Source organism: Flavihumibacter fluminis (assembly GCF_021491375.1).
Classification (GTDB): Bacteria; Bacteroidota; Bacteroidia; order Chitinophagales; family Chitinophagaceae; genus Flavihumibacter; species Flavihumibacter fluminis.
Window position 1 is genome coordinate 17,319 of sequence record NZ_JAKEVY010000005.1, and the last position, 24,746, is coordinate 42,064.

The 24,746-nt window shown below is 44.0% G+C and carries 29 protein-coding genes; 18 read left to right on the forward strand and 11 right to left on the reverse strand.

Going from position 1 to position 24,746, the window contains the following annotated elements:
• The first annotated feature begins 5 nt into the window (after nt 1-5).
• The 11 genes from L0U88_RS17690 to L0U88_RS17740 all read left to right on the forward strand — a co-directional run bounded on the left by L0U88_RS17690 (nt 6) and on the right by L0U88_RS17740 (nt 7,375).
• Nucleotides 6-239 carry a MoaD/ThiS family protein gene (locus L0U88_RS17690; protein WP_234867720.1) on the forward strand — a complete coding sequence of 78 codons (234 nt, stop codon included), beginning with the start codon at nt 6-8 and terminating at the stop codon, nt 237-239.
• Nucleotides 239-1,348, forward strand: coding sequence for a HesA/MoeB/ThiF family protein (gene moeB, locus L0U88_RS17695; RefSeq protein WP_234867722.1), 1,110 nt, complete (start codon nt 239-241; stop codon nt 1,346-1,348). Before L0U88_RS17690 ends, moeB begins: the two co-directional genes overlap by 1 nt.
• Before the next feature lie 2 nt (nt 1,349-1,350).
• Nucleotides 1,351-1,794, forward strand: a complete 444-nt coding sequence (locus L0U88_RS17700; RefSeq protein WP_234867724.1) for a molybdenum cofactor biosynthesis protein MoaE — start codon at nt 1,351-1,353, stop codon at nt 1,792-1,794.
• Between the two features lie 9 nt (nt 1,795-1,803).
• Complete coding sequence (gene moaCB / locus L0U88_RS17705; protein ID WP_234867726.1) at nt 1,804-2,715, forward strand: bifunctional molybdenum cofactor biosynthesis protein MoaC/MoaB; 912 nt, start codon at nt 1,804-1,806, stop codon at nt 2,713-2,715.
• Between the two features lie 104 nt (nt 2,716-2,819).
• A complete protein-coding gene (locus L0U88_RS17710; RefSeq protein ID WP_234867729.1) occupies nt 2,820-3,278 on the forward strand; it encodes a mobile mystery protein A in 459 nt (152 codons plus the stop codon).
• Nucleotides 3,269-3,865: a mobile mystery protein B gene (locus tag L0U88_RS17715; protein WP_234867730.1), complete on the forward strand. Its 597-nt coding sequence runs from the start codon at nt 3,269-3,271 to the stop codon at nt 3,863-3,865. The genes L0U88_RS17710 and L0U88_RS17715 overlap by 10 nt, the downstream gene beginning before the upstream one ends.
• Nucleotides 3,866-3,925: 60 nt before the next feature.
• A complete protein-coding gene (locus L0U88_RS17720) occupies nt 3,926-4,270 on the forward strand; it encodes a hypothetical protein (RefSeq protein WP_234867732.1) in 345 nt (114 codons plus the stop codon).
• 27 nt (nt 4,271-4,297) lie between these two features.
• On the forward strand, nt 4,298-4,804 hold the full coding sequence (locus L0U88_RS17725) for a hypothetical protein (protein ID WP_234867734.1): 507 nt from the start codon (nt 4,298-4,300) through the stop codon (nt 4,802-4,804).
• Nucleotides 4,801-5,208 carry a hypothetical protein gene (locus L0U88_RS17730; protein WP_234867736.1) on the forward strand — a complete coding sequence of 136 codons (408 nt, stop codon included), beginning with the start codon at nt 4,801-4,803 and terminating at the stop codon, nt 5,206-5,208. The genes L0U88_RS17725 and L0U88_RS17730 overlap by 4 nt, the downstream gene beginning before the upstream one ends.
• A 106-nt stretch (nt 5,209-5,314) precedes the next feature.
• A complete protein-coding gene (locus L0U88_RS17735) occupies nt 5,315-6,856 on the forward strand; it encodes a M20/M25/M40 family metallo-hydrolase (protein ID WP_234867738.1) in 1,542 nt (513 codons plus the stop codon).
• Nucleotides 6,857-6,859: 3 nt separating this feature from the next.
• Nucleotides 6,860-7,375 (forward strand): hypothetical protein, encoded by a 516-nt coding sequence (locus tag L0U88_RS17740; protein WP_234867740.1) that lies wholly within the window; start codon nt 6,860-6,862, stop codon nt 7,373-7,375.
• A gap of 3 nt (nt 7,376-7,378) precedes the next feature.
• Here the strand turns inward: L0U88_RS17740 and hemL are convergent, their stop codons facing one another.
• The 8 genes from hemL to hemA are packed head-to-tail and all read right to left on the reverse strand — an operon-like array spanning nt 7,379 to nt 14,862.
• A complete protein-coding gene (gene hemL, locus L0U88_RS17745; RefSeq protein WP_234867742.1) occupies nt 7,379-8,668 on the reverse strand; it encodes a glutamate-1-semialdehyde 2,1-aminomutase in 1,290 nt (429 codons plus the stop codon).
• Nucleotides 8,669-8,680: 12 nt separating this feature from the next.
• Nucleotides 8,681-8,974: a YciI family protein gene (locus L0U88_RS17750; protein ID WP_234867744.1), complete on the reverse strand. Its 294-nt coding sequence runs from the start codon at nt 8,972-8,974 to the stop codon at nt 8,681-8,683.
• Between the two features lie 30 nt (nt 8,975-9,004).
• Nucleotides 9,005-9,979 (reverse strand): porphobilinogen synthase, encoded by a 975-nt coding sequence (gene hemB, locus L0U88_RS17755; protein WP_234867746.1) that lies wholly within the window; start codon nt 9,977-9,979, stop codon nt 9,005-9,007.
• Between the two features lie 16 nt (nt 9,980-9,995).
• Nucleotides 9,996-10,904, reverse strand: coding sequence for an oxygen-dependent coproporphyrinogen oxidase (hemF, locus tag L0U88_RS17760; protein WP_234867748.1), 909 nt, complete (start codon nt 10,902-10,904; stop codon nt 9,996-9,998).
• Complete coding sequence (hemE, locus tag L0U88_RS17765; protein ID WP_234867749.1) at nt 10,897-11,931, reverse strand: uroporphyrinogen decarboxylase; 1,035 nt, start codon at nt 11,929-11,931, stop codon at nt 10,897-10,899. The genes hemF and hemE overlap by 8 nt, the downstream gene beginning before the upstream one ends.
• A 19-nt stretch (nt 11,932-11,950) precedes the next feature.
• Nucleotides 11,951-12,670, reverse strand: a complete 720-nt coding sequence (locus tag L0U88_RS17770; protein WP_234867751.1) for a uroporphyrinogen-III synthase — start codon at nt 12,668-12,670, stop codon at nt 11,951-11,953.
• Nucleotides 12,660-13,607 carry a hydroxymethylbilane synthase gene (gene hemC, locus L0U88_RS17775; protein WP_234867753.1) on the reverse strand — a complete coding sequence of 316 codons (948 nt, stop codon included), beginning with the start codon at nt 13,605-13,607 and terminating at the stop codon, nt 12,660-12,662. The genes L0U88_RS17770 and hemC overlap by 11 nt, the downstream gene beginning before the upstream one ends.
• A 1-nt stretch (nt 13,608) precedes the next feature.
• On the reverse strand, nt 13,609-14,862 hold the full coding sequence (gene hemA / locus L0U88_RS17780; RefSeq protein WP_234867755.1) for a glutamyl-tRNA reductase: 1,254 nt from the start codon (nt 14,860-14,862) through the stop codon (nt 13,609-13,611).
• A 219-nt stretch (nt 14,863-15,081) separates the two neighbouring features.
• Here hemA and hemH point away from each other — a divergent pair, with 219 nt between their 5' ends.
• Both hemH and L0U88_RS17790 read left to right on the forward strand, forming a co-directional pair.
• On the forward strand, nt 15,082-16,101 hold the full coding sequence (gene hemH, locus L0U88_RS17785; protein ID WP_234867757.1) for a ferrochelatase: 1,020 nt from the start codon (nt 15,082-15,084) through the stop codon (nt 16,099-16,101).
• Nucleotides 16,102-16,246: 145 nt separating this feature from the next.
• Entirely contained in the window at nt 16,247-16,798 is a 552-nt protein-coding gene (locus L0U88_RS17790; RefSeq protein ID WP_234867759.1) for a CopD family protein, read from the forward strand.
• Here L0U88_RS17790 and L0U88_RS17795 read toward each other — a convergent pair whose 3' ends face one another.
• Complete coding sequence (locus L0U88_RS17795) at nt 16,799-18,244, reverse strand: radical SAM protein (RefSeq protein WP_234867761.1); 1,446 nt, start codon at nt 18,242-18,244, stop codon at nt 16,799-16,801. It lies immediately after the preceding gene.
• Nucleotides 18,245-18,440: 196 nt separating this feature from the next.
• Between L0U88_RS17795 and L0U88_RS17800 the strand changes: the two genes are divergently transcribed.
• From L0U88_RS17800 to L0U88_RS17820, 5 genes are all read left to right on the forward strand, one after another.
• Nucleotides 18,441-20,630, forward strand: a complete 2,190-nt coding sequence (locus L0U88_RS17800; protein WP_234867763.1) for a TonB-dependent receptor family protein — start codon at nt 18,441-18,443, stop codon at nt 20,628-20,630.
• 96 nt (nt 20,631-20,726) lie between these two features.
• Nucleotides 20,727-21,101, forward strand: coding sequence for a DoxX-like family protein (locus L0U88_RS17805; protein ID WP_234867765.1), 375 nt, complete (start codon nt 20,727-20,729; stop codon nt 21,099-21,101).
• 1 nt (nt 21,102) lies between these two features.
• A complete protein-coding gene (locus tag L0U88_RS17810) occupies nt 21,103-21,840 on the forward strand; it encodes a DUF2071 domain-containing protein (RefSeq protein WP_234867767.1) in 738 nt (245 codons plus the stop codon).
• Nucleotides 21,831-22,583: a class I SAM-dependent methyltransferase gene (locus L0U88_RS17815; RefSeq protein WP_234867768.1), complete on the forward strand. Its 753-nt coding sequence runs from the start codon at nt 21,831-21,833 to the stop codon at nt 22,581-22,583. The genes L0U88_RS17810 and L0U88_RS17815 overlap by 10 nt, the downstream gene beginning before the upstream one ends.
• Nucleotides 22,580-22,975 carry a hypothetical protein gene (locus L0U88_RS17820; RefSeq protein ID WP_234867770.1) on the forward strand — a complete coding sequence of 132 codons (396 nt, stop codon included), beginning with the start codon at nt 22,580-22,582 and terminating at the stop codon, nt 22,973-22,975. The genes L0U88_RS17815 and L0U88_RS17820 overlap by 4 nt, the downstream gene beginning before the upstream one ends.
• 9 nt (nt 22,976-22,984) lie before the next feature.
• Here L0U88_RS17820 and L0U88_RS17825 read toward each other — a convergent pair whose 3' ends face one another.
• Together L0U88_RS17825 and L0U88_RS17830 are read right to left on the reverse strand one after the other, a co-directional pair.
• Nucleotides 22,985-23,683 (reverse strand): LytR/AlgR family response regulator transcription factor, encoded by a 699-nt coding sequence (locus tag L0U88_RS17825; protein WP_234867772.1) that lies wholly within the window; start codon nt 23,681-23,683, stop codon nt 22,985-22,987.
• Complete coding sequence (locus L0U88_RS17830) at nt 23,676-24,611, reverse strand: sensor histidine kinase (RefSeq protein WP_234867773.1); 936 nt, start codon at nt 24,609-24,611, stop codon at nt 23,676-23,678. Before L0U88_RS17830 ends, L0U88_RS17825 begins: the two co-directional genes overlap by 8 nt.
• Between the last annotated feature and the right edge of the window lie 135 nt (nt 24,612-24,746).

The following is a 24,746-nucleotide window of genomic DNA, read 5'->3' on the forward strand; positions in this document are numbered from 1 at the left end:
AAAAAATGGAACTACAGATTACGATATTCGGGCAATTGACAGATATAACAGGGAGCAGCAACATTCGGATACCTGCAGTCAGCAATACCGATGAACTATTAGCAGCATTGAAGCAACAATACCCTGCATTGGGAACCGCCAAATTTGTAGTGGCAGTGAATAAAAAAATCATCCAGGGAAATACAGCATTAGCAGCAAACAGCAGCATTGCTTTATTACCACCCTTTTCCGGAGGATAATGATGCAGCAAACTGGAATTATACAGGAACGTTATCACCGGCAAGTACTCCTGAAGGAGTTTGGTGAGCAAGGTCAGCAACGATTGGCTGAAGCAAAGGTATTGGTGCTGGGTGCAGGCGGATTGGGTTGTCCGGCTTTGTTGTACCTGGCAGCAGCCGGAGTTGGCACCCTTGGCATAGTTGATTTTGATACCGTATCAATTAGCAATCTTCACCGGCAGGTGCTGTATGGAACAGAGGATATCGGACAGTTAAAAGTGCTGGTGGCAGAGCAAAAATTGAAAGCCATCAATCCGGATATCAACATACTAACCTATCCGGCTAAATTGGATACTGCGCTTTGTCTCGAACTGTTTGATTCCTATGATATCATCCTGGATGGCACTGATAATTTTGCAACGCGCTATATGGTGAACGATGCCTGTGTATTGTTGCAGAAGCCATTGGTCTACGGGGCGGTATCCCGATTCGAGGGACAAGTTGCTGTGTTTGCAACAGATAAAACAGCTGTTAATTATAGGGATCTCTTTCCGCAACCACCTGTAGAAGGCGAGGTGTTGAATTGTGCGGAAGCGGGTGTATTGGGTGTGTTGCCTGGCATTATTGGCAGCATGCAGGCGAATGAAGTCATCAAGTGGATCACGGGAATGGGAGAGGTATTGAAGAATCAGTTGTATACCTACCATGCCTTGTATAACCAACATATGACGGTGGAGTTATCAGTGGTGGAGGAAAACAGGAAATGGATGCCGAAGAATGAGCAGGAATTTCTTAGTACGAATTATGAGTGGTTATGTGGTATCGGGGTGGATGCAAAGGAGATTGACAGCAAACAATTGGAAGCGCTCATAGCGCAGGAAAAACTCCTGGTGATTGATGTAAGAGAGGAAGGTGAGTTGCCTGCAATTACGGGGGTGCAACATCTGAAAATGCCTTTATCCGGATTGAAAGAGCAATTGCATACAATAGATGCAGATACCGTTGTATTCATTTGTCAGTCGGGCAAAAGAAGCCTGCAAGCAGCGAACTGGCTGGCGGAAATCAATACACGGATCAACATATACAGTTTAAAAGGGGGAGTACTCCATTGGAAAACCTACAAGCAGTAGATATGAAAGAACGTAAACCCAAACAGATCTTTGTACAAGGCGCGATTTCGCCGGCCTTTATAGCTGACAGCATACAAAAGCACAGTACGCGTCACGATATTGGAGGTCATAGTATCTTTCTTGGACAGGTGCGGGCCGATACCATTGAGGAAAAGCCCGTAGCTGCCATTGAGTATACTACTTATGAAGAGATGGCCCTTGAGAAAATGCTGGAGATCCGGGAAGCTATCTTTAGTAAGTACGACCTGACCTGTATGCATGTGTATCACAGTCTGGGTAAGGTAGCGGCAGGCGAGATCTGTCTCTTTGTATTCACTTCTTCCAAACATCGCAGAATGGCAATCGATGCCTGTACGGAATTGGTGGAAAAGATCAAGTTTGAGTTACCGGTATGGGGCAAGGAACTATTTGAAGATGAATCTTATCAATGGAAGGAAAATAAATAAAGTGGAAGCATGGTTAACATAACGCATAAATCAAGTTCACTGCGCCAGGCAATTGCTACGGCGATTTTGAGGGTATCGGGTCAGGCTACCATTGATGCCATCTTGCAGAAGAAAGTGCCCAAGGGTGATGTATTTGAGTTCTCGCGGGCTGCTGGCTTACTGGCCATCAAAAAAACCAGTGATGTGATCCCTGATTGTCATCCATTGCCCATTGAATATGCGGCTATCACGCATCGGATAGAAGGATTGGATATTATAATTTCAGTAGAGGCGAGGACGATTTACAAAACCGGTGTGGAAGTGGAAGCCATGCATGGGGCGTCGGTGGTGGCGTTGACCATGTATGATATGCTGAAGCCAATTGACAAATCCATTGAAATAAGCACCATCAAACTGGAAGAGAAAAAAGGCGGCAAGACAGATTTCCGGTATGAGATGCCGGATACGGTGAAGACTGCCATCGTAACCTGTTCCGATGGTGTGGCAAGTGGCACTTATCCCGATAGAACAGGAGATTTAATTGAAACCAAGCTGGCACAATACAATATTCAGGGCGTCTTACGGGCAGCTGTATACGATGATGTAATATCCATCCAGGCCAAGGTGAAAGAGCTGAAGGATGCGGGTGTACGCCTGGCCATCTTCACAGGAGGAACAGGTTTATCTCCCCGCGATGTTACTCCGGATGCCATTGCACCCCTGCTGGACCGCGAAATTCCTGGTATCATGGAAGCGGCCCGGAATTATGGGCAGCAGCGCATGCCCTATGCCATGCTCTCCAGGGGCGTGGCAGGCTTTATTGGCGATATGCTGGTACTCACCTTCCCCGGCTCGCCCAGAGGCAGTGAGGAGAGCATAGATGCCTTATTCCCGGCGATATTGCATGTGTTTAAGGTGACGGAGGGGGTGCGGCATTCCTAAGGAGGAGCTTGAATTAAGTAAAGTTAAAACTTGACAATTGAGTGTAGAAAGTAAAATAAAAGCTTTACTTTTATACTAATTATGTCAAGTTATTACTTTACGATATGAGCAAACAATCACTTCAGCTGCAACACTTAAATAGCAAAATGCAGTCGTTTGCTATTTTAAAACAGGTAGCCATTCCACAGTATGGTTGGGTAAAAGCAATTCGCACTTCGTTGGGCATGTCAATGCAGCAACTGGGTAACAAATTGGGCATTTCCAAACAGGGGGTTTTGGATCTAGAGAGGAGGGAAAAAGATGGATCTATAACAATTAAATCCCTGAAGGAAGTAGCAAGGGCATTGGATATGCAATTGGTATATGGATTTATTCCAAATGATGGTTCATTAGATTCCTTGATTGAGAAACGGGCAATTGAACTGGCAACCAAAATTGTATTGCGGACAGCAACGACTATGGAGTTAGAAGATCAGGCTAATTCAAAGGAAAGAATTGAAAAGGCAATTCAGGAGCGTGCCAATGAGATAAAGAAAGAAATACCTAAAATTTTATGGGATTAGAGTTTGACAGTTCGGAAGGCCAAACTCCATTGGATGAGGAGGAACGTGAGGGGTTGTTAATTCCCACTATAAGTACAAGGGGAGAACTGGATGAGTTTGAACAGCAAAATATAGAACGGGCAGTACAATGGACCCTTGGAAAAAGTTTTAAGCCAGCTACTGTTTTTACAGAACATTTTATAAGGATGATTCATGAACGCATGTTTGTAGATGTATGGTCCTGGGCTGGAGATTTTAGAAAATCAAACCGGAATATTGGTGTTGACAAATGGCAAATACCTACGGCCTTAAAATCCCTGCTGGACGATGCATTGTATTGGCACAAGAATAACATCTATAATCCTGATGAAATAGGAATTCGGTTCAAGCATCGGATTGTAAGTATTCATTGTTTCCCGAATGGAAATGGAAGGCATAGCCGATTAATGGCTGATATCATCATTGAGAATATCTATAAGCAGCCAGTATTTACGTGGGGGGCTAGTACCTTCTCTGGTAAAACGGATGCGAGGGCTGCATACCTGAAAGCTCTTAAAGCGGCAGACAGAGGCGAGTATGAATCATTAATTGCTTTTGCACGATCCTAACTGCTCGCTTAATACCACAGCAGGTAAAAGTTTTATTATGTTAATCGGAAGTTTGGGGAAATGAAATATATATTCACAATACTGGCAATACTGATTATACTATTTCTATTTTATGGAATATCTACTACAGACAAAAACATTAGAGAGGCTTTTCTAAAATTCGATTCGGCTGAATTCAATGGCAAATTAGAATCTATCGATATTAAATATCACCGTGATTGCATTAAGCTTACCGACTCCAATGAAGAGTATGTTTTTTCATCGTATCCTCTATACGATGAGACAAAGAGTTTCGCTGTTCTTGCAAAAAAGGGCGATACAATAATTAAAAGGCCCAAATCAGATACCCTCTTATTAATAAAAGAAGGAAAAGGATATTTATTTTTAATCAAGAGAGAACAGTGATCATGTAATATAACGCAAGTTAATAACATGAATAATATTTCTACAAACGGTGAATCAATCCGCATAGAAGCTGGAGTTAGGTATATCATTATTGATGCCATGTATCTAAATGATATAAAGGAAAAAGAGTTAGACATCAATAGTGTTGATTACTGGCAGAATGCAAAAGATGATCTATTTCCTTATACTGATTCCCCATTTGCAGTAACCGTATTTACGACGGATACCTTGCATGTTAACCAAATAAAAAAAAATGACAATGAAGAATTTGCGGAAGATCCAAGCCTGTTTTCAACAGATACCGGACTAATCCTTATTTTAAAAGATCAAATTCTTGAAAGTTTTATAAAGATTTATGATTATGAGAAGTTGGTGGATTGTATGGGAGCTGATTTCTTAAATTCAACATATTTACAAACACTTGTAGGCAATTTTAATTTAACTGATTTTGCAATTGTTATGGCGCCTGGTATTGATACTGGATTTGATTTTGATGGAAGTGGTACTTACTCAATCGTTCAGAATTCCAAATGAAAACTTCAATCCTGCTAATATTATCTTGTTTTCTCTTCATTTTTTCATCGTGTAGAGATGCAGCTGAAGAATACTATTTTAAACATTCCGAATTACTTGAAAAACTAGCAATTAATATTTCTTCTGATGCTATGATGACTGATTTTTGTTGTAAAAAAGATGGGTGTTTTAATTTGCAAGAACAGGAGTGGGTACAACTTTTAAAGTTGGAGTGTTTGCGAAAAGATACTCTAGAAGGTACAGTCAATTTTATTTTAGGAAACCAAGAAAAATACCTGGAAAGTGTAGAGCTTGTTTTTCAGTATAATAATAAATCAGGTGAACCCCAGGAATATCCAAATGCCGGCATTTCTGTTAGGCAGATAGCTGATAGAAGGTATATTCGGAAATATCATTTTGATTAGATTTAAATTACCCAACTACCTGATCAATTTCATTAATAATTAATTAGGTATGGTTTATATAATTATGTAATTTAAAACATAATCAACCTCTCTTTAAACCAGGACCATGAAAAAATTGGGTATTCTACTAGGATTAATACTTCTTGCTTTGGCGGCTGTTATTGTATTCAAAACCTACACGCATCCTTTTGCTAAATTGTCCGCAGAGCAGCCGGAGCCTTTAAAAGTACCCGTTTCAGAACATAGTGTAAAGAGGTTTGCAACCGGACTTCAATACAATACGGTGAGTTATATCGACAGTGCTGAAAATCCATTTCCCGTTTATGATTCTTTCCGATTGTATGTAAGAGAGGCCTATCCAAGGGTCTTTAGTAACCTCAAAGATACCCTGATCAATGGTCATCAGTTGCTGTTGGTTTGGAAAGGAAGCAATCCTTCCTTAAAGCCCCTGCTATTTATGAGTCATTATGATGTGGTGGCACCTGGTGCCCATGAGCACGATGAGGATGCTATCGGTCAGAATATGTTTGATATGTCGGAGGATCCTGCACCATTACCAACGGAAGAATTCAGCAAATGGAACTATCCTCCTTTTTCTGGTGCGGTTACAGAGGGACGAATTCATGGCCGGGGTGCCATCGATATGAAAGGTGTCGTCTTTGCTTTGCTTGAATCCGTTGATACCTTACTGGCCCAGCAATTTGTACCACAGCGGGATATTTATATCGCTCTGGACCCGGATGAGGAAGTGGGCGGATTACGAGGTGCGGCTCACCTGGCTACTTATTTAAAAAATCAGGGCATTCGCTTCGAAACCATTTTTGATGAAGGAGGAATTGTTGCAAGTCCGGGTACAGCGGAAGGCATCAATCAGAACATAGCATTTGTAGGTATTGCGGAGAAAGGGGTGGTAGCCTATCGCATTAAAGTAAAAGGAACAGGTGGACATTCTTCCATGCCTCCTTTGCAAACAGCTGCAGGAAGGGCTGCTATTATTATGCAGCGACTCGAAAACAACCAGCTTCCTCAACGCATGATTAAACCTACTGCAGATTTTATGAATATTGCCGGTGCGGGTATGGGCTTTACTGGCCGTATGGCAATCGCCAACCAATGGTTGTTCCAGGGAATGTTATTCAAACAGATGGCTAAAACGCCACAGGCGAATGCACTGACCAGGACAACAACCGCGATCACGCAGTTGAAAGGAAGTGATGGCAATAATGTGCTGGCTCCTGTGGTGGAAGTGGTGATCAATTTTAGAATTTTACCAGGAGAAACTTCCCAGGATGTGTTGGCGCATATCAAAAAAGCATGTGAAGGATTTGAGGTGGAAATTGATGCACCAAGGATACCGGTTGAGCCATCGAACGTATCACCTACAGACGGAAGAGGGTATGATATAATACAGGATGCTGTGGGACAGTTATATCCCGGAACACTCGTGACACCTTATCTCACCATTGGAGCAACGGATTGTAAACACATGGGCGAGCTGAGTGATCGCATCTATCGGTTTATGCCGGTATTGCTGAATCCATTTGAACAGCGCAGCATTCACAATTTCAATGAATACATGAGCATTGATAATTATGGCCGGATGATATCTTATTACAGTTATTTAATGCAGCAGTTTGATAAGAAGTGAAAAATGGCCAGATCAAAAAAGATAGTAGAAGGTAGTTGTTTTAAATTGCGATGTACAACATCTCAACGAATTTATGTTGCACGTGAAATGAAGTTTGGGGTAACTAGTTTCTATTATTTTCCGCAAGTACAAGAGGATACTGAGTTAGATGCATTAATTCCTGATGCAACACCAATCTATTCCAATTTTGTACACAAAGATGTATATAAGGAAATGGAGTTTTTGAAAGTGATTCAGCTTTCAAAAGATGAAGAATCTTTTACTCCGAAATTTTTCAGACAGGATTTTACCAATATTGAAAAATGCTATTTGATCATTGCAGGACAGTTGGAGCCAATTCCATGCAAGCCGGAGGATTGTATTGGATTGGAAAGAGCAACGATTCACGAATCAATAGACAGCATTTGTGAGAAACTGGAATTCTTCGTCACGGGAAAAAAGCAAAAATTACACGAGCTCTACAGACTTAGAATTCCCGGTATAGATGAACCATTTGATTTTTCGAAAAAGTTACTCTAATCCTTAAAGTTCTGCCATGCATTCTCCTGTCGCCTGAATCGTTTTATCCAGATCTTCCTTAGTCAGCGCATTGTTCAGGAACCAACTTTCAAATGCTGAGGGTGGCAGGTAAATGCCGCGGTTTAGCATGGCATGAAAGTATTTCGCGAAGCGTGCATTGTTGGCTGCACCGGCACTGGCGAAATCGGTAATTGCCTGTTCGCTGAAATGGATGCTGATCATACTGCCCAACTGGTTGATCACATAGGGCTGTCCCCAGGCTGCCAGCACTTCATCCAGCCCTTTCTTCAGGTACAGCGTTTTTTCTTCCAGTTCTTTATAAATGCCGGGATTTGATTTCAATTCTGATAAGAGGGTATAACCTGCAATCATCGCGATGGGATTGCCACTCAGGGTGCCTGCCTGGTAAACAGAACCCAGTGGTGCCACTACCTGCATGATTTCTTTTTTGCCTCCGAATGCTCCTACCGGCATACCAGCACCGATTACTTTACCATAGGTTACGAGGTCGGCATCCACCTTCAGCAATTCCTGTGCACCACCAGGCGCCAGTCGAAATCCGGTCATCACTTCATCAAAGATTAAGAGGATTCCTTCCTGGTCACATATGGAACGTAGTCCTTCCAGGAAGCCCGGAGCTGGCAGGATACAGCCCATATTACCGGCTACCGGCTCTACTATGATGGCTGCAATCTCACCTTTATGACTAGCCGCTAATTGCTGCACCGCCTCCAGGTCATTATAGGCACAGGTCAATGTATCTGCGCTTACTCCCGCTGTTACCCCTGGTACAGATTGGATATTGAAGGTTGCCACTCCACTTCCGGCTTTTACCAGGAAAGAATCCGCATGCCCGTGATAACAGCCTTCAAATTTGATGATCTTGTTCCGGCTCGTATAGCCCCGCGCCACGCGAATGGCACTCATACAGGCTTCGGTTCCACTACTCACCATGCGGATCAGATCCACATTGGGTGCCATGGATTTGATCAGCTCTGCCATTTTGATCTCCAACTCTGTCGGCGCACCATAGGAAGTTGAATAGGCTGCATATTCCTGGATGGCTTTCACCACCGGCCCATATGCATGTCCCAATATCATGGGTCCCCAGGAAGCGATATAATCGATGTACTGATTCCCGTCCACATCATATAGATAAGCGCCTTTTGCTTTCTGCATGAAGATGGGGGTACCTCCTACGCTTTTGAATGCTCGTACGGGAGAGTTGACACCCCCTGGAATGGATTCCTGGGCCTTTGAGAAAAGTGCTTTGCTGACAGATATGTTGTTCATGCTGCTGAAATATTATTCATCACCCGCGAAATTATCGTAGGTCTTGATTTTTTTGGTTGCTTTGAATTCGATGATGCGATAAGTCGCCAATCCTTTCCTGTTGAAGGGATCCTCTGCTATGATCTTTTCCACTTCCAGCTTACTTGCTGCTTTTACAAAGATCAGTCCGCCATCCCTTGGCTCCTTTCTGCCGGATGCCAGGAAATGCCCGGAACGATAGTGTTTGTCGAGATACTCAATATGATCCGCCATGTTGGCGTCAATTTCGCTTACAGGTACCTGGTAGTTGAGTTCGATAATAAACATAGGATCTTATTCAAAAGTTTAGTAATCGGTTTAACTAATCAACCTCACCGCGTCTTTTGCAAAATAAGTGGCTATCAGATCCGCGCCTGCCCTTTTGATGGAGGTCAGGGTTTCCAGGATTGCCTTGTCTTCATTGATCCAGCCCATTTTTGCCGCCGCTTTGATCATGGCATACTCGCCACTGATATTGTATGCACTAACAGGTACGGATACACTGTTTTTTACTTCCCGGATGATATCCAGGTAAGCCAGTGCCGGTTTTACCATCACGATATCGGCGCCTTCTTCCACATCCATCAGGGTTTCCTTCACCGCTTCAATTCGGTTGGCATAATCCATCTGGTAAGTTTTTTTGTCGCCAAATCCAGGCGCACTGTCCAGCGCATCTCTGAAGGGGCCATAAAAACAACTGGCATATTTGGCACTGTAACTCATGATGCCGGTATTGATAAATCCTTCTGCTTCCAATCCCTTTCGGATAGCGCCAATCCGGCCATCCATCATATCGGAGGGAGCTACAAAATCTGCACCTGCTCTTGCATGTGAGATACTCATTTTCACCAGAGCTTCTACAGTTGGATCATTTACAATCTGTCCATTTTCTACGATGCCATCATGCCCGAAGGAGGAATAAGGATCCAGCGCTACATCGGTCATCACCAGCATTTCAGGCACCGCGTCTTTAATTGCTTTTACGGCACGCTGCATCAGTCCGTCCGGGTTCCAGGCTTCTTTGCCTGTATTATCTTTCCACTCGTCTTTACACTTGATAAATAGCAATACCGATTTCAGGTCCATCTGCCACAATTCCTTTACTTCTGCTACTGTCAGGTCCAGTGTATTCCTGTAATACCCCGGCATGGAAGGAATTTCAATGCGGGTATTTTCTCCTTCATCGATGAAAAGGGGAACTATAAAATCATCGGGACTTAATCTCGTTTCTGCTACCAGGGAACGGATGGCTGCCGACTGACGGAGTATGCGGTTTCTTCTTTGCAGGATCATCGTATATACTTTAGTGTTACACCCAGTCTACCGGATGCAAACAGGCTTGTAATAATTTATCTTCTTCCGAGCCGGGTACAGGCTGGTAATTGTATTCGAAGCGTACGGTTGGTGGCAGGCTCATCAGGATACTTTCAATTCGCCCATTGGTTTTTAATCCGAATAGTGTACCGCGGTCGTGTACCAGGTTGAATTCCGTGTACCTGCCGCGACGAATTTCCTGCCAGTGTTTCTGCTCGGGTGTAAAGTTCGTATTCTTTCTTTTCTCTACCAGCGGAATATAAGCTTCCATAAATGCATCGCCACAGGATTGCGCAAAGGCCAGCCACCAGTTGGCATCTCTTTCTGCAGTGGGTCGCTGGTAATCGTAAAACATACCACCAATGCCTCTTCTTTCCTTATTGCGATGCCAGTTCACAAAATACTCATCGCATACTTTTTTAAAGGCAGGATAGAAGCTCTCATCGAATTTGTCGCAGGCATTTTTATAGGTCTGGTGAAAATGCCTGGCATCTTCTTCAAACAGGTAATAAGGCGTTAAATCAGTGCCTCCACCAAACCAGCGATCCATTACTTCTCCCGCTTCATTGTACAATTCAAACATGCGGTAATTGCAATGCACGGTCGGTACAAAAGGATTGTAGGGATGTATCACCAGGCTTAATCCACACGCAAACCAACTGTGACCATTGATCTTAAGTTGGGTGCGCATCGCATCTGTTACTTCGCCAAATACTACAGATGTATTCACGCCTCCTTTTTCAATCACATTGCCATTGGCGATTACCCTGGTTTTACCTCCACCACCTTCAGGTCTTTCCCACTGGTCTTCCACGAAGCTGGCTTTGCCATCTGCGGCCTCGAGTGCAGCACAGATCCGGTTCTGCAGATCGTGGATATAGGCTATGAACTTGTCCTTAAACATGATGACGAAATTCTTTTACCGTATCAACAAATGCACGTGCATGATCTACCGGAACATTGGGCAGGATACCATGACCGAGATTCGCGATATGTCTGCCCGGACCAAAATCTGTCATCATTTTTTTCACTGCTTTCTGAATTTCGGGTATAGGTCCCAGTAATTTGGCCGGATCAAAATTGCCCTGCAGGGTTACATTGTTTCCAGCAAACTGCCGCGCCATGGCGGGTTTGATACACCAGTCGATTCCTAATCCATGTGCTCCTGTTGCTGCCATCTCTTCCAGCGCAAACCAGGCACCTTTAGCAAAAATGATAGTAGGCACTTCCTCTTTCAATGCAGCCACAATCTGGCGGATATATTGCAGGGAGAAGGTTTCGAAATCATCCGGACTCAGCAATCCACCCCAGCTATCGAAAATCTGAACCAGGTCTGCACCGGCTTTTACCTGACCTTTCAGGTAGGCGATGGTTGTATCGGTGATCATCTGCAATAACTGATGGGCTGTTTCCGGTTGTGCATAACAGAAAGCTTTGGCTTCATCAAAAGTCTTGCTTCCTTTACCCTGTACCATATAACAAAGCAGTGTCCAGGGAGCACCTGCAAATCCAATCAACGGCACCCGGTCATTCAATTCTTTTTTTATCAGCTTGATCGCATCAAACACATAATGCAGGCGATCATTTACATCGGGCACGCCTACGCGCTTTAAGTCGGCAATATTTTTAATGGGGTCGGGCAAAAAGGGACCCTTGCTTTCAATCAATTGTACTTCCAATCCCATTGCCTGGGGAACTACCAGGATGTCAGAGAACAGGATGGCGGCATCCACCCCAACAATATCAATCGGCTGCAGGGTGATTTCGCAGGCCAGCTCAGGAGTCTGGCAACGTTCGAAAAAGCCATACTTCTCACGCAGTACCATGTATTCAGGGAGATAGCGACCAGCCTGGCGCATCATCCACACGGGGGTTCTTTCCGTTTTTTCTCCTCTCAGGGTACGCAGAATGAGATCGTTTTGTAGCGACATATAGTGTACTTATTTTTTATCAGTTCAGTGCGAGGATATCAATGGCTTTTTTTGCCAGTCCCTCTTTTCCCGGTTTATCAGCCAGGATAATTTTATTGGAACAGAATTTTCGGATAGTCGTGGCTGTTGTATCACCAATTGCAAATACCAGGGTGCGGGGGTCGAGTTTGTTGTTGACGAAGAAACTCTCCACAGCAGACGGACTGTAAAACAACACGCCTGCAAAGGATTGGTTCAGTTTGTGGTGAACGGGAATGGTTTCATACACTACGATTTCCGTAACCAGGATACCCGCTGCAAACAGCATGTCGGGTAATTCCGGGCGACGTTGATCACCACAGAAAAAAATCACTTCATCCGACAGTTCATCTTCAATGATACGATCGGCTAAAGCAACTGCATTGTCTGCAGTGCCGATGATGCGCTCTTCTCCAAAGTATTTTTCTATCAGGGATTTGGTTGTTTGACCGATGCAATAGATCTGCCAGTCGGGTTGCTGATCCTGCATGATCTCTACCACAGATTCCACTGCATTCATGCTGGTAAAAACAACGGTGGTACTCATGAGCAGGGCGGCCTGAATTTCTTCAATAATTTCAGCCGTATGAATCGGTGCGGTATCTATGAAAGAAAGGGTGCTAATCTCAACACCTCTTTTTTTTGCTTCCAGGATGGTGGCATCTGCCAGCGGCCTGGTAGTTAATAAGCGGGGCAATATGGTGTGGGTTTCAATTGCCATTTTTTATAGTTGCAACAATTTTATCGGCACCTTGTTCAAGTAATTCATTGGCCGCTATGGTACCAAGTTCTCGGGCATCCTCAACCGCAACGGTTTTTTCAATAGCAAGATGAGCTGCGCCATCCAGTGAAAAAATGTTTCCGCGAAAGCGCAGCATTCGTATTGGATTACCTTCTTTGTCCAGCGTCTGTTCAATTTCCGCGAGCGCACTAATCGGTGTAGAACAGCCACCCATCAGGGTTTTCAGGAAATCACGTTCAATATTGGCACAGAGCGCGGTATCCGGATCATTCAACAAAGCGCAGGCTTCAAAAGTAGTGGTATCAGATTCCCGGCAAACAACGAGGATGGCACCCTGTGCCGGTGCAGGTAACATCCAGTCGAGTTCAATAGCTGATTCAGGCCGGAGGTTGATACGTTCCAATCCGGCAGCTGCGAAAATGGCGCCATCCCAATCTTCTTCAGACAATTTACCCAGGCGGGTATTAACATTACCACGCAGGTTGGTGATGCGATGGTGGGGGTATCTGTTCAGCCATTGTGCTTTTCTGCGAATGCTGCTGGTGGCAACTAAACCGGAATAGGCAGCATCGGAAAGAAATTCCGTTCCATTTTTGGGAACCAGTAAATCTTTGTGACTGGCTCTTGGTAAAACGGCAGCAGCAGCAATTCCCTGTGCCATTTGTGTAGGTACATCTTTCATGGAATGTACGGCAATATCAAAGCGCTCACTTAGCAGGGCACTGTCGAGTGTTTTGGTGAACACACCCTGTACGCCCATGGCATAGAGGGGGGTAACGAGATCGATATCGCCATCCGATTTCAGGGGAACCAATTCGGTTTGAAATCCTTTTTCTTTGAGCAGGGACTGTACTAATGTAGCCTGCCAGACAGCCAACTGACTGTCTCTCGTTCCGATTCTGATAATCTTGTTCATGTTAATTGGCACCGAAGGCCATGAAATCGTTAATCGCTTCCAGGTAATGACAACCACGCTGGTTTTTCACCCGCATTTTGGCTGCCATGGTGTTCAGCACTTTCTGAATCCGGGTTGCGGCTTCTTCGGTGTTGGCAAAGGTAGTAGTATAAAACCATTGAGGGTGCTGTGTATCAGCGCTCAGGGTGTTTACGTGAATTTCTTCCAGTTTTAGTTTTACCTGTCCCAGTACGGCCAATTGCTTGCGCATTTTGCACCAATCGTAAAACTCACCGCTTTGTTCAGCAATCAGGACAAGTGCTTTGGGCACTTCAGCCTGGCGCTTCAGCAGGGTTTCATCTTTCATGCGGGAAAGCTGGTCAACATTCAGGAGTTCCTTACCATCCACTTCACTCACTTCAGGAGCCACATTGTTAGGGATAGACAGGTCAATGATCCATTGTTCTGTGCCGGGCTTAAGGTGTTCGGGACGAATAATTGCTTCCGCGGCATTGGAGGCAACAATGATGATATCGGTATCAGCAACTGTTTGTGCCAGGAAGCTGGCGGGCAGTGCTGCCAAATCCAGTTCTTTTGCGAGTTTCTCTGCCTTTTCATGGGTGCGGTTCATCAGGGTGATGTTGGTGCAACCCAGGTAATCGATCAGGTTTTTGCAGGTATTGCGACCGATCTTACCAGTCCCAATCAGCAGGACAGATTTATTGGCCACATCGGGTACCCGGTCTTTCAGGTACTGAATCGCGGCAAAGGAAACAGACACGGAGCCACTGCTCAGGGCTGTTTGATTTTTAATCAATTTGGAAGTTGCCAGCACCTGGTTGAAAAGGCGTTCGATAAATGGACCGATGGCAGCTTTTTCCTTGGCGTATTTGATGGCGATCTTGATTTGTCCAACAATTTCATAGTCGCCCAGGATTTGTGAATCGAGTCCGGCTGCCACTTGGAACAGATGTTGTACCGCATTTTCAGCGCGATACAGATAAGCAAATTGTTTGAATTCTTCTTCCGATTGCCCGGTAGCTTCACAGATTAGGGTGATCAGGGCATCCAATTCAGGGGCGATGGCATAAATTTCGGTGCGATTACAGGTAGATAAAACGAAGAGTTCAGCAATACCGCGGGCGTTGGCCTGTTCCAGAATCCAATCATATTGTTCCTGGCTGATGGCGAAACGACTTCTTACGGCGGAGTCAGATTTTTTATAACTGAGCCCAACCACAAAAAAATGCTGCAAATCTTTCGGATAATCTCCCATAGTATTCTCACAAATTCCAGTGCAAAAATAACCTGCGGTAATTGATTTCCCGAGTGCATACTGTCAGTGAATTGTCATATTCCATGATAAATGCCGGTTTTGTTGGATCATTTGTACCTAATAACGAATGAATTGTGTTTTTTATGCATGTGATCAGGGCAGGTTTTTTTCTGCAACTTTGTGTCCTGAAACTTGTTATTTGCATCAAATTTCCCCTCAATGAAGAAACGTGGCATTTTGTTGATGAACCTGGGCTCTCCGGATTCCACTTCGGTTAAGGATGTTCGGAAGTACCTGAATGAGTTTTTGATGGATGAACGGGTGATTGATGTGCCCTATTTATTGCGGGTACTGCTGGTAAAAGGAATCATCGTAACCTTTCGGGCACCGAAATCTGCCAAGGCCTATGCCTCGATCTGGACTGATGAGGGATCGCCCCTGATTGTACTGACCAAACAGTTACAGGCGGCTTTGCAGGAGCAGGTGGAAGAGCCGGTGGAGATTTGTATGCGTTATGGTACGCCATCGCCCAAGGCGGCTTATGATAAACTGATGAAAGAGCATCCGGGGCTCGAGGAAGTAATCCTGGTTCCGATGTATCCGCATTATGCGATGAGCAGTTATGAAACTGCGGTTGAGTATGCGAAATTGCAGCACAAGGAAGGGAACTATCCTTTTAAGCTGGATATCGTGCCGCCTTATTACGAGGAGCCCAATTATTTACATGCATTAGCGGAGAGTATTCGTCCGTACCTGGAACAGGAGTTTGATCATATTTTGTTTAGCTATCACGGGGTTCCGGAGCGTCATATTTTCAAGGGAGATTGCACAGGAACGCATTGTTTGAAAGTGGCGAATTGTTGTGAAGTGGCATCTCCTGCGCATGCACAATGTTACCGGCACCAGTGTTGGGTGACAACCAAAAAAGTAACTGAAATTTTAGGATTGCCGGAAGGCAAGTGGAGCATGAGTTTTCAATCGAGATTGGGGCGTGATGAGTGGCTGAAACCTTATACTGCCAAGCGTTTTGAAGAAATGCCCGGCGAGGGTATTAAAAAACTGGTGGTTGCTTGTCCGGCTTTCATCAGTGATTGCCTGGAAACACTGGAAGAAATTGCGGAAGAAGGCAAGGAAGAATTTTTGCATGCGGGTGGGGAAGAGTTTGTGATGATACCTTGTTTGAATGTGCATCCGGAGTGGGTACGGACGTTGAAAACATATGTGAAAAGTGAAAAGTGAAAGGTGAAAGAAGGTGAGACGTGAGAGGTGAAATGTGAAAAGGTCTTTTAATGTTGTGTAGCCTCCCTCCTCCTATCTCCTTTGTCTCCCTCCTCCTTTGTCTCCCGTCTCCTTTGTTTCCCGTTTCCGTGCTAATTTTTCTCCTATGTACTTCTATATAAAAGCCCTCCATATCATCTTCGTAGTTACCTGGTTTGCGGGGTTGTTTTACATGCCCCGACTTTTCATTTATGCTACGGAAGCAGGAGAGAAGGAGCCGGTGGAGAGAAATATTTTGAGGAAGCAGTTTTCCATCATGATGAAACGACTCTGGTATGGAATTACCTGGCCATCAGCAATACTGACCTTAATCTTTGGAGTAACGGTGATGCTTATGGGCGATTGGGATAAAATCCTCTTCAAACCAGAAGGAAGATGGTTCCTCATGAAATGGATATTTATCCTCGGCTTATTTGCCTACCATTTCAGTTTACATCGTTTGTTCAAAGAGGAAATGGCAGGTGTCTTCCGATTCAGTTCCACACAGTTGCGAATCTGGAATGAAGTAGCTACCATTTTTCTTTTTGCGATTGTTTTTTTGGTTACGGTCAAACAGAGCATGAGCCTGGTTTGGGGTATAGGGGGCTTGATCTGCCTGGTGGTCATCCTGATGCTGGCGATCCGGATTTATAAAAAAATCCGGCAAGGCAATTCCTGATCAGATCGCTTTGGAATACCGGATGGATTCTTCTCCCTCTTGTCTTTTACGTTGAATGAATAAATCAAACGCGCTGCAGACAATCCGGATAAAATGATGGCCTTTGCAACTGAGTGATAGTCCTTCCTCGTTCCATGTTAGTAAGCCATCAGCTGCCAGTTCTTCCAACACCGGAAAACTGAATTGTTGAAGCATAGGTAAATCAGCTTTTTTGAAATTGGTTTTTCCCTTGCAACTGATATCGAGAATGTATTGTTTGAATGACAAATCTTCCTCATCCAGAAAATAGCCTTTGGTGATGGCCAGTTTACCCTGGTTAATCAGCTCATAATATTCTCGAATGGTTTTATTATTCTGCGCATAAGCGTTGCCGGTATCACTGATACTGGACACACCTAAACCAATCAATAGCTTGGAAGATTGAGTCGTATACCCCATGAAGTTCCTGTGGAGCTTTGGCTCTTCCCGTCTCCCGTATCCTGCCTCCCGTTTCCCTTCTCCTTCCTCCATCTTCCATTCCCCCGTCTTCCCTGCTTCCCGCCACCTGGCGAGATACAACTCATCTGTTGGTAGGGCAAAATGATCCATGCCAATATCCTGGTACCCATGCATTGCAAACTGGAATTTCCCCAGGCGATAGAGTTCCATTTTCAGTTCTGCAGATGGGAGGTCGTTTTCATCAAAGAGGCGCTGGCCGCGACTGGTCCAGGGTACATGGGCATAACTGTAAAAAGCAACCCGATCCGGTTTTAAGGAAAGTACCTGTTTCAGGGTGCGTTCCATGGATTCGGTGGTTTGTCTTGGTAGACCATAGATCAGGTCATAGTTGACTGAGGTATAACCAATTTCGCGTGCGATCTCGGTTACTTCCTGCACTTTATAAAAAGGCTGAATGCGGTTGATGATTTGCTGCACAATAGGATCATTATCCTGCACGCCAAAACTAACCCGGCGAAAGCCCAGATCATACAGGGTTTTCAGGTGATCGTAGGTGGTATTATTGGGATGGCCTTCAAAACTGAAAGCGTGGTCATCGGCAAGGGTGCAGGAATTGAGAATCGGCAGTAATAGTTTTTCCAGGTTTTCCGGTGAGAAAAAGGTAGGTGTTCCTCCGCCAAGATGGAGTTCCCGAAGCACCGGTTTTTCCTTCATGAGTCGTAAGTAAAGGGTCCATTCTTTCAGGATAGCTTCAATGTATTCGCCTTCCACTTTATGGTTGCTGGTAATCTTTTTATTACAGCCGCAATAGGTGCAAAGACTCTCACAGAAAGGGAGGTGAATATAGAGTGCGATCCCGTTTTGGGAATTCTCAATGGAAAACTGCTCACTGAAATTGGTCTCCCATTTTTCCACTGAAATTTCCGGCTCCCATTGAGGTACAGTAGGATAACTGGTGTATCGTGGAACCGGTCGGTCGTATTTCTTAAGTAAGCTGGCGGTAATCATGTCGCAAAGAAAGAGCCGCAAAGAGGGCTATGCACTGACCAGCGTCGCAATGGGGCCTGATCTTTGTCAGTTTGTGCTGTTTTTCTGTCACGGAATTGTCATTTACAGATTTTTCCGCATTTCGTAAATGCTTTTTCCGCATTGCGTAAACCATAAATTTTGGTGTATTTGATCTTTGCGGCCGAAAGAAACTGATATGATAAAGAATGGATTATTAAGTGGAATGGCGCTGCTGGTCTCAGTTGCGGGAATGGCCCAGGAAGCAGCAGATACAGCAAGAAAAGAACAGGAAATGCCCCAGGTGCTGGTGGTTGGATATAAAGACAAATTATTATCAAAGGTACCAGGATCGGTATCCATCATTCGGTTTAAGGAGATTCAGCAATTGGCTCCTATCAGCGGAAATGATGTAATGCGCCGGGTACCCGGATTGAATATTGTGGACGAGGAAGGAGCTGGTTTAAGAATCAATATTGGTGTACGTGGACTGGATCCGGATCGCAGTCGCAATTTGCTGATACTGGAAGATGGTGTGCCTGTTGCCCTGAATCCTTATGGTGAGCCAGAAATGTATTTCACACCGGTGATTGATAAAGTGCGATCCATTGAAGTATTGAAGGGTAGTGGTCAGGTGCAGTTTGGACCGCAAACCATTGGGGCTGTGGTAAACCTGATTACAGCTGATCCTCCGGCAGAAGAAAGAACAGAATTGCGTGTGAAAGGTGGCCAGGGAGGATTTTTCTCCACCTATGCCAGTTATGGCAACACTGTTGGCAATATGGGATTCAATGTAAGTTACCTGCGTAAGCAGGCAGATAATATTGGTCCAACCTGGTTTAGAATTAACGACCTCAGTGCCAAGCTGCGTTTTCAGCTGAGTGAAAAATCTTCTATCGGGATGAAACTCGGCGTGTATGATGAACTCTCCAATTCTACTTATATAGGCATTACGCAATCGATGTATGATGCCGGTGGATCTGATTATGTGCGACTGGCACCGGATGATCGCCTGCCTGTACGCAGGTATAATTTAAGCGTGACACATTCCCTGCAAATCAATCCGCGTGTGAATTTGCAGACTACGGCATTTGCTTATACCACTAACCGAAACTGGCAGCGTCAGGATTTTAGTTATTCTTCTACTGCAGCCAATCAAACCGGGGTGATTTGGGGTGATCGTACAGTAGCTGGAGGAGCAATTTATATGCTGAATAGCAATGGGCATCGCAACCGGCAATTTGAAGTGATGGGAGTGGAGCCTCGCCTTACTGTTAAAGGAAAGATTGGTGATAAAGAAAATAAACTCAATGCAGGGGTTCGCTACCTGTATGAGAAAGCGAGAGAGCAATTTGTAATTGGTAAAAAAGCAGATGCAACGGCCGGGGATATGCGCGATAATGAAATCCGGAGCGGGCATGCATTGAGTGGATTTATTCAGGATGAGCTGGCTCTTACCAAACGTTTTACTGTTAATGCAGGTGTGCGACTGGAAAGCTTCAATTACAATCGCCGTATTTTAAGAGGACGTTTTCCGGTGAATGGTGCAACTGTAGTGGCCGATACGAATGTATTGGCGAAGCAAAATGTGCTTGCTGTGATTCCTGGTGGTGGATTTAATTATGTGGTGAATGGAAGTTTGAATTTGTTTGGTGGAGTACATCGTGGATTTGCTCCTCCGAGAACCAAGGATGCCATCACCTCAACTGGTTTTGCAGTTGATCTGGATGCAGAGAAGAGCTGGAATTTTGAATTGGGATTACGCTTTAATCATGCTAACTGGATAGAAGGCGAGCTGACCTTCTTCAGAATGGACTTTGACAACCAGATCATTCCGATTTCGCAGTCGAGCGGCAATACCAATGCAACCGGACTCGCGAATGGTGGTAAAACTGCTCACACCGGAGTGGAAGCTGCTGTGCAACTGGATTTTGGTAAAGCATTAAACTGGAAACACAGTCTGCAATTGAGTTCCAATTTCACCTATGTAAAGAGTGTGTATTCGGCGGATCGTTTTATCACCAGTGGAACGGAAAAGATCAATATCCGCGATAATAAACTGCCTTATGCACCTTCCTTTATCTGGAATGGTATAGTTGGGTTTGAGTCTAAAGGCGGACTGGGAATTCGATTCTTTGCCAATTATGTAGGTGAACAGTTTGCGGATGAGTTGAATACAGTGGCGCCATCTGCCAATGGGCGTATTGGTCGCATTGATAGCAGAATGGTGTTTGATGGAACTGCCTATTATCAGTTGAACAAAAAGGTGAACTTCAATATCAGTGCGAAGAACCTGGGTGATAAAAGATATATCGCGAGTCGCAGGCCCGAGGGAATCAGAGTAGGTATGCCGGCGTTTGTGACAGCGGGGGTGGAGCTGACGCTTTGATGTGAGACGTCAGACGTGAGACGTGAGAAGGAAGAAATTACGAGACCTGTGTGTAACACAGGTCTTTTGTATTATATTGGGGTGTAAGGAAATTCTATGAAAAGAATATTGGAGGTAGTAATTGCTTTGGTGTGGTTGATAAATGGGTTGTATTGTAAAGTGTTGAACGGTGTTCCAAGGCATGAAGCGATTGTTGCAAGGGTGCTGCAATTGCAGGAAGCAAGGGTGCTAACCCTGCTAATTGGATTATCAGAAATTGGAATTGCGATATGGATAATTAGTCGGTTTCAATCCAGGCTGGCAGCAATTGTTCAAATGCTGTTGGTCGCCAGTATGAATTTGCTGGAATACTTGTTGGCCAGGGATCTTCTGCTGTGGGGCAGCTGGAACAGTGTATTCGCGCTACTCTTTATCGCGCTCATTTATTTTACTGAATTTGTGATCGGCAAACCAGTAGCAACCAATTCCTAGCATGATGCAATTCCTCAAATCCCACCCATTTGCTGTAGAAGCCTATTTTGATTCTTCGGTAGTGCTCAGTTTCGCTGTTCCGAAAGAGCAACTGATTCAACTGATACCTCCTTGCCTGGAGCTGGATCTGCTAAAGGAGCAATATGGATTCATTGCAGTAGCGATGGTGCAAACCAGGAAATTGCGGCCCAAAGGCTTTCCCGCATTTATGGGAAATGATTTTTTTCTGATCGGGTACCGGATTTTTGTTCGTTATAAAACCAGCGAAGGAAAACGTTTGCGGGGCTTGTATATTCTGAGATCTGAAACAGATAAAAAAAAGATGGAGTGGCTGGGTTCGATCTTCACGCAATACAAGTACCACACAATTGATATCAGGCCTCAACGGGAAAAGGATACTCAACTTATACAGTCTGATTCATCCGGATTGCTGGTAAAGTTCAGACGGGTTGAACAGGAAATACCATTGCCCATACATTCACCATTTTCCGACTGGAAAGAGGCTCGGAGATTCGCCGGACCCTTACCTTTTACCTTCAGTTATCTCGAAAGAGAAAAGAAAGTATTGATAGTTGAAGGAGTAAGAAGCAACTGGACTCCCAAACCTATCCAGGTGTTGGAGTATGAAATACCTTTCCTGGAAACCCTTGGTTTAGAAACTCCGGTATTGGCGAATGCATTTGAGATAAGAGAAATTCCCTATTACTGGAAAAAAGGAAAAAAAGATACATGGAGCTAAACAGAAAATCTTACCAGGGAGTTTGGAATATTGTTCGCTTTAACTGGCCTTTCTATGTAGTTGCCGGTATTGTAATCTTGTTGGTGATTGGAATAGCTGGTTATTTTTCCGGATTGATTTTTTATTTCCTGCTGGCAGCTGCTTTGGCAGCATTAGGTGGAATGCTTGTTTCGCTTGTGGTATCTCATTATATCTATGATCGTTCGAGCCTATATGATTTTGGCTGGTTGGATGGATTGGATTTTCAAAAAGCCGGATCTGCACTCACTGTAAATGCCGGTTTTGATGAAACCACGGAGATACTACAACATAAATTTCCATTCCTCCGATTTGCGATGGCGGATTTTTATGATCCCCGGCTACATACCGAACCTTCTATCGAAAGAGCAAGGAAAATCTATCCGCCTAAACCGGAAGTTCTGAAAGTATATACATCTGATTTGCCTTATGGTGATCAGCAATTTGATATAATATTTGTACTTCTTTCCGCCCATGAAATAAGAAATCCAAAAGAACGTATTTTGTTCTTTTTAGAGTTAAAACGGGTACTTCGCGAAGGTGGAAAAATTATTGTTATGGAGCACCTTCGGGATCTGCCAAATTTCCTGGCCTACACCATTGGGTTTTTCCATTTCCATTCTCACGCTGCCTGGATAAAATGTTTTGAACTGGCCGAACTGAAACTGGAGCGGGAGGAAAAACAAACAGTTTTCATTAGTCTATTCATATTGACAAAAAAATGATTCAGCAAATTCAAATTGTAGGAATCGCGCTTATAATGCTGGCGCTTTTACATCTGATTTTTCCAAGGTATTTCAATTGGAAAAAAGAACTGGCAGGGTTGAGTATCATTAATCGAGAAATGATGATTGTTCATACTTTTTTTATTGCACTAACGGTACTGTTAATGGGAGTCTTATGTATATCAAGTGCAAATGAACTTACCGAAACAACCTTAGGAAAAAGACTGGCTGCTGGTATCGGTTTGTTTTGGTTTATCAGATGGATTGTTCAGTTTACTGGATATTCTTCTGTGAACTGGAAAGGAAAAAGATTTGAAACAGCAGTACATGTTTTTTTCAGTCTGTTCTGGACGTATGTTACTGTCCTGTTTTGGTGGGTCGCCTTTTCCTGATGAATTCATTCACGATAATAGTTGGGATAGCTTATCGCGGTAGCTTCTGCCGATAGGGAGGGTATGGCCCTTGATTTCTGCTTCTTCCGCTGTAAAGGAATCAATTTTGGAGATGGAAACAATGAAGGATCGGTGCACCCGGAGAAACTGAGAAGCAGGTAGGCGGCTTTCAATTTCAGTAGTGCTCATTTTGGTAAGGTATTCGGTATTGGTTGTGACGAACCGGATGTATTCCCGCTGGCTTTCAATGAATAAGATGTCGGAAAGCAATACTTTGATTTTTTTCTTTTGAACAGAAATGAAAAGAAAATCTTTTTCAGGCGCTGGCACGCCGGCGGGTGGATTTTTATCATTGTTTTGTCTGACCTTGTTCACAGCAGCGATAAAGCGATCGAACTCTATTGGTTTCAATAAATAGTCGACTACGTTTAATTCGAAACCCTCTACTGCGTATTGATGATAAGCAGTGGTGATGATTACCTGGGGGCGCTTTTGTAAGGTTCGCAGAAAATTCATGCCTTTTAACCTGGGCAGGTGGATATCCAGGAAAATAAGATCTACGGATTCTTTTTGTAGAAACTCGGTTGCCAGTAAGGCGTTTTTAAAATGCCCTTTGTATTCCAGGGAAGGAAGTTGATCAATATAATCTATTAGAATCTTTGCGGCCAGTGGCTCATCTTCTACTACAATACAGGAAATGCTAGACATGCGTTTTGGTATTTATGTACAGGTGAGCATTGAATACAGTTCCTTCTTTTTTGTAAGCAATTTTGTAATCTGTATATAACAACTCAAGTTGCCTCCGAATATTCGATAAGCCAATGTTTTCTTTAATTGGCTCATCCGGTGAACCATCTCCCGTTGAATTCTGAACAACAAAATTGAGCTGGTCGTTAAAGACTGTTAATCGAATCCGTACAAAAGGAGCTTCTATTGTTTCCGCACTTCCATGTTTAAAAGCATTTTCAACCAGGGGAATCAACAAAAGTGGCGGTATGCGGGTTGATGGCTGTTGTATATCTATATCAAAACAGATTGTGAGTTGTTCATCGTAGCGCAATTTTTCCAATGAAATATAATCCTGTATGATTTGTACTTCCTTTTCAATGGGGATGAGTGGGGTATTGGTTTCATATAACATGAAACGAAGGATTTTGGATAATTGCATAACAGAACTCGCTGTTCTGTCCGATTTCTGTAATGCCAGTGCGTAAATATTATTCAGGGTATTAAATAAGAAGTGCGGGTTGGTTTGTGATTTAAGGTAATTCAGTTCAGCCGCCTGTTTGGCAAGCTGCAATTGTTTGGCCGTTGACTTCAGTTGTGTATAACGATAAAAATGCCGGATGATGGAAATATACAGAAATCCCCCGAGGCTATTGGCCATATGATCACCTAATGACATTGAATTTTCCGGACTTCCAAGCGGTGTATGGATACCTATTCCGATCCCTAGATATCGCCACAGACTGGCACCAGCGGTAAAAAGAAAAATGGTTAATAAAATAGCCGGTATCGCCTGTAGAATCCCTTTTCTTATGTAGGGAAGCAGGTATTCATAAAACAGAATGGTGACGGCTGTAATGAAACATAACCACCAGGCCTGGTTCCAGAAAATGGCGGATGCATTTTCCATGTCTTGCGGAATATAAACAAGCCACCTCAGGCAAATGAGTGACAAGGTTATCCAGCCATACAGTTTCCAGTTAATTTTTGAAGACAAACCAGTTCAGTTAATGCTTTAAAATAAAGATAAATCTCTTCCCTTTCA

What these genes read in the sequence shown, in the direction of transcription:
- L0U88_RS17810 (WP_234867767.1), top strand. Translation starts at nt 21,103, where the DNA reads ATGATGCAATTCCTCAAATCCCACCCATTTGCTGTAGAAGCCTATTTT.
- L0U88_RS17800 (WP_234867763.1), top strand. Translation starts at nt 18,441, where the DNA reads ATGATAAAGAATGGATTATTAAGTGGAATGGCGCTGCTGGTCTCAGTT.
- hemH (WP_234867757.1), top strand. Translation starts at nt 15,082, where the DNA reads ATGAAGAAACGTGGCATTTTGTTGATGAACCTGGGCTCTCCGGATTCC.
- L0U88_RS17700 (WP_234867724.1), top strand. Translation starts at nt 1,351, where the DNA reads ATGAAAGAACGTAAACCCAAACAGATCTTTGTACAAGGCGCGATTTCG.
- hemE (WP_234867749.1), bottom strand. Translation starts at nt 11,931, where the DNA reads ATGTCGCTACAAAACGATCTCATTCTGCGTACCCTGAGAGGAGAAAAA.
- hemF (WP_234867748.1), bottom strand. Translation starts at nt 10,904, where the DNA reads ATGTTTAAGGACAAGTTCATAGCCTATATCCACGATCTGCAGAACCGG.
- L0U88_RS17690 (WP_234867720.1), top strand. Translation starts at nt 6, where the DNA reads ATGGAACTACAGATTACGATATTCGGGCAATTGACAGATATAACAGGG.
- L0U88_RS17740 (WP_234867740.1), top strand. Translation starts at nt 6,860, where the DNA reads ATGGCCAGATCAAAAAAGATAGTAGAAGGTAGTTGTTTTAAATTGCGA.
- L0U88_RS17720 (WP_234867732.1), top strand. Translation starts at nt 3,926, where the DNA reads ATGAAATATATATTCACAATACTGGCAATACTGATTATACTATTTCTA.
- L0U88_RS17770 (WP_234867751.1), bottom strand. Translation starts at nt 12,670, where the DNA reads ATGGCAATTGAAACCCACACCATATTGCCCCGCTTATTAACTACCAGG.
- hemB (WP_234867746.1), bottom strand. Translation starts at nt 9,979, where the DNA reads ATGATCCTGCAAAGAAGAAACCGCATACTCCGTCAGTCGGCAGCCATC.
- L0U88_RS17735 (WP_234867738.1), top strand. Translation starts at nt 5,315, where the DNA reads ATGAAAAAATTGGGTATTCTACTAGGATTAATACTTCTTGCTTTGGCG.
- hemC (WP_234867753.1), bottom strand. Translation starts at nt 13,607, where the DNA reads ATGAACAAGATTATCAGAATCGGAACGAGAGACAGTCAGTTGGCTGTC.
- L0U88_RS17790 (WP_234867759.1), top strand. Translation starts at nt 16,247, where the DNA reads ATGTACTTCTATATAAAAGCCCTCCATATCATCTTCGTAGTTACCTGG.
- L0U88_RS17715 (WP_234867730.1), top strand. Translation starts at nt 3,269, where the DNA reads ATGGGATTAGAGTTTGACAGTTCGGAAGGCCAAACTCCATTGGATGAG.
- moaCB (WP_234867726.1), top strand. Translation starts at nt 1,804, where the DNA reads ATGGTTAACATAACGCATAAATCAAGTTCACTGCGCCAGGCAATTGCT.
- L0U88_RS17725 (WP_234867734.1), top strand. Translation starts at nt 4,298, where the DNA reads ATGAATAATATTTCTACAAACGGTGAATCAATCCGCATAGAAGCTGGA.
- hemL (WP_234867742.1), bottom strand. Translation starts at nt 8,668, where the DNA reads ATGAACAACATATCTGTCAGCAAAGCACTTTTCTCAAAGGCCCAGGAA.
- L0U88_RS17830 (WP_234867773.1), bottom strand. Translation starts at nt 24,611, where the DNA reads ATGGAAAATGCATCCGCCATTTTCTGGAACCAGGCCTGGTGGTTATGT.
- hemA (WP_234867755.1), bottom strand. Translation starts at nt 14,862, where the DNA reads ATGGGAGATTATCCGAAAGATTTGCAGCATTTTTTTGTGGTTGGGCTC.
- L0U88_RS17795 (WP_234867761.1), bottom strand. Translation starts at nt 18,244, where the DNA reads ATGATTACCGCCAGCTTACTTAAGAAATACGACCGACCGGTTCCACGA.
- moeB (WP_234867722.1), top strand. Translation starts at nt 239, where the DNA reads ATGATGCAGCAAACTGGAATTATACAGGAACGTTATCACCGGCAAGTA.
- L0U88_RS17815 (WP_234867768.1), top strand. Translation starts at nt 21,831, where the DNA reads ATGGAGCTAAACAGAAAATCTTACCAGGGAGTTTGGAATATTGTTCGC.
- L0U88_RS17805 (WP_234867765.1), top strand. Translation starts at nt 20,727, where the DNA reads ATGAAAAGAATATTGGAGGTAGTAATTGCTTTGGTGTGGTTGATAAAT.
- L0U88_RS17820 (WP_234867770.1), top strand. Translation starts at nt 22,580, where the DNA reads ATGATTCAGCAAATTCAAATTGTAGGAATCGCGCTTATAATGCTGGCG.
- L0U88_RS17730 (WP_234867736.1), top strand. Translation starts at nt 4,801, where the DNA reads ATGAAAACTTCAATCCTGCTAATATTATCTTGTTTTCTCTTCATTTTT.
- L0U88_RS17825 (WP_234867772.1), bottom strand. Translation starts at nt 23,683, where the DNA reads ATGTCTAGCATTTCCTGTATTGTAGTAGAAGATGAGCCACTGGCCGCA.
- L0U88_RS17710 (WP_234867729.1), top strand. Translation starts at nt 2,820, where the DNA reads ATGAGCAAACAATCACTTCAGCTGCAACACTTAAATAGCAAAATGCAG.
- L0U88_RS17750 (WP_234867744.1), bottom strand. Translation starts at nt 8,974, where the DNA reads ATGTTTATTATCGAACTCAACTACCAGGTACCTGTAAGCGAAATTGAC.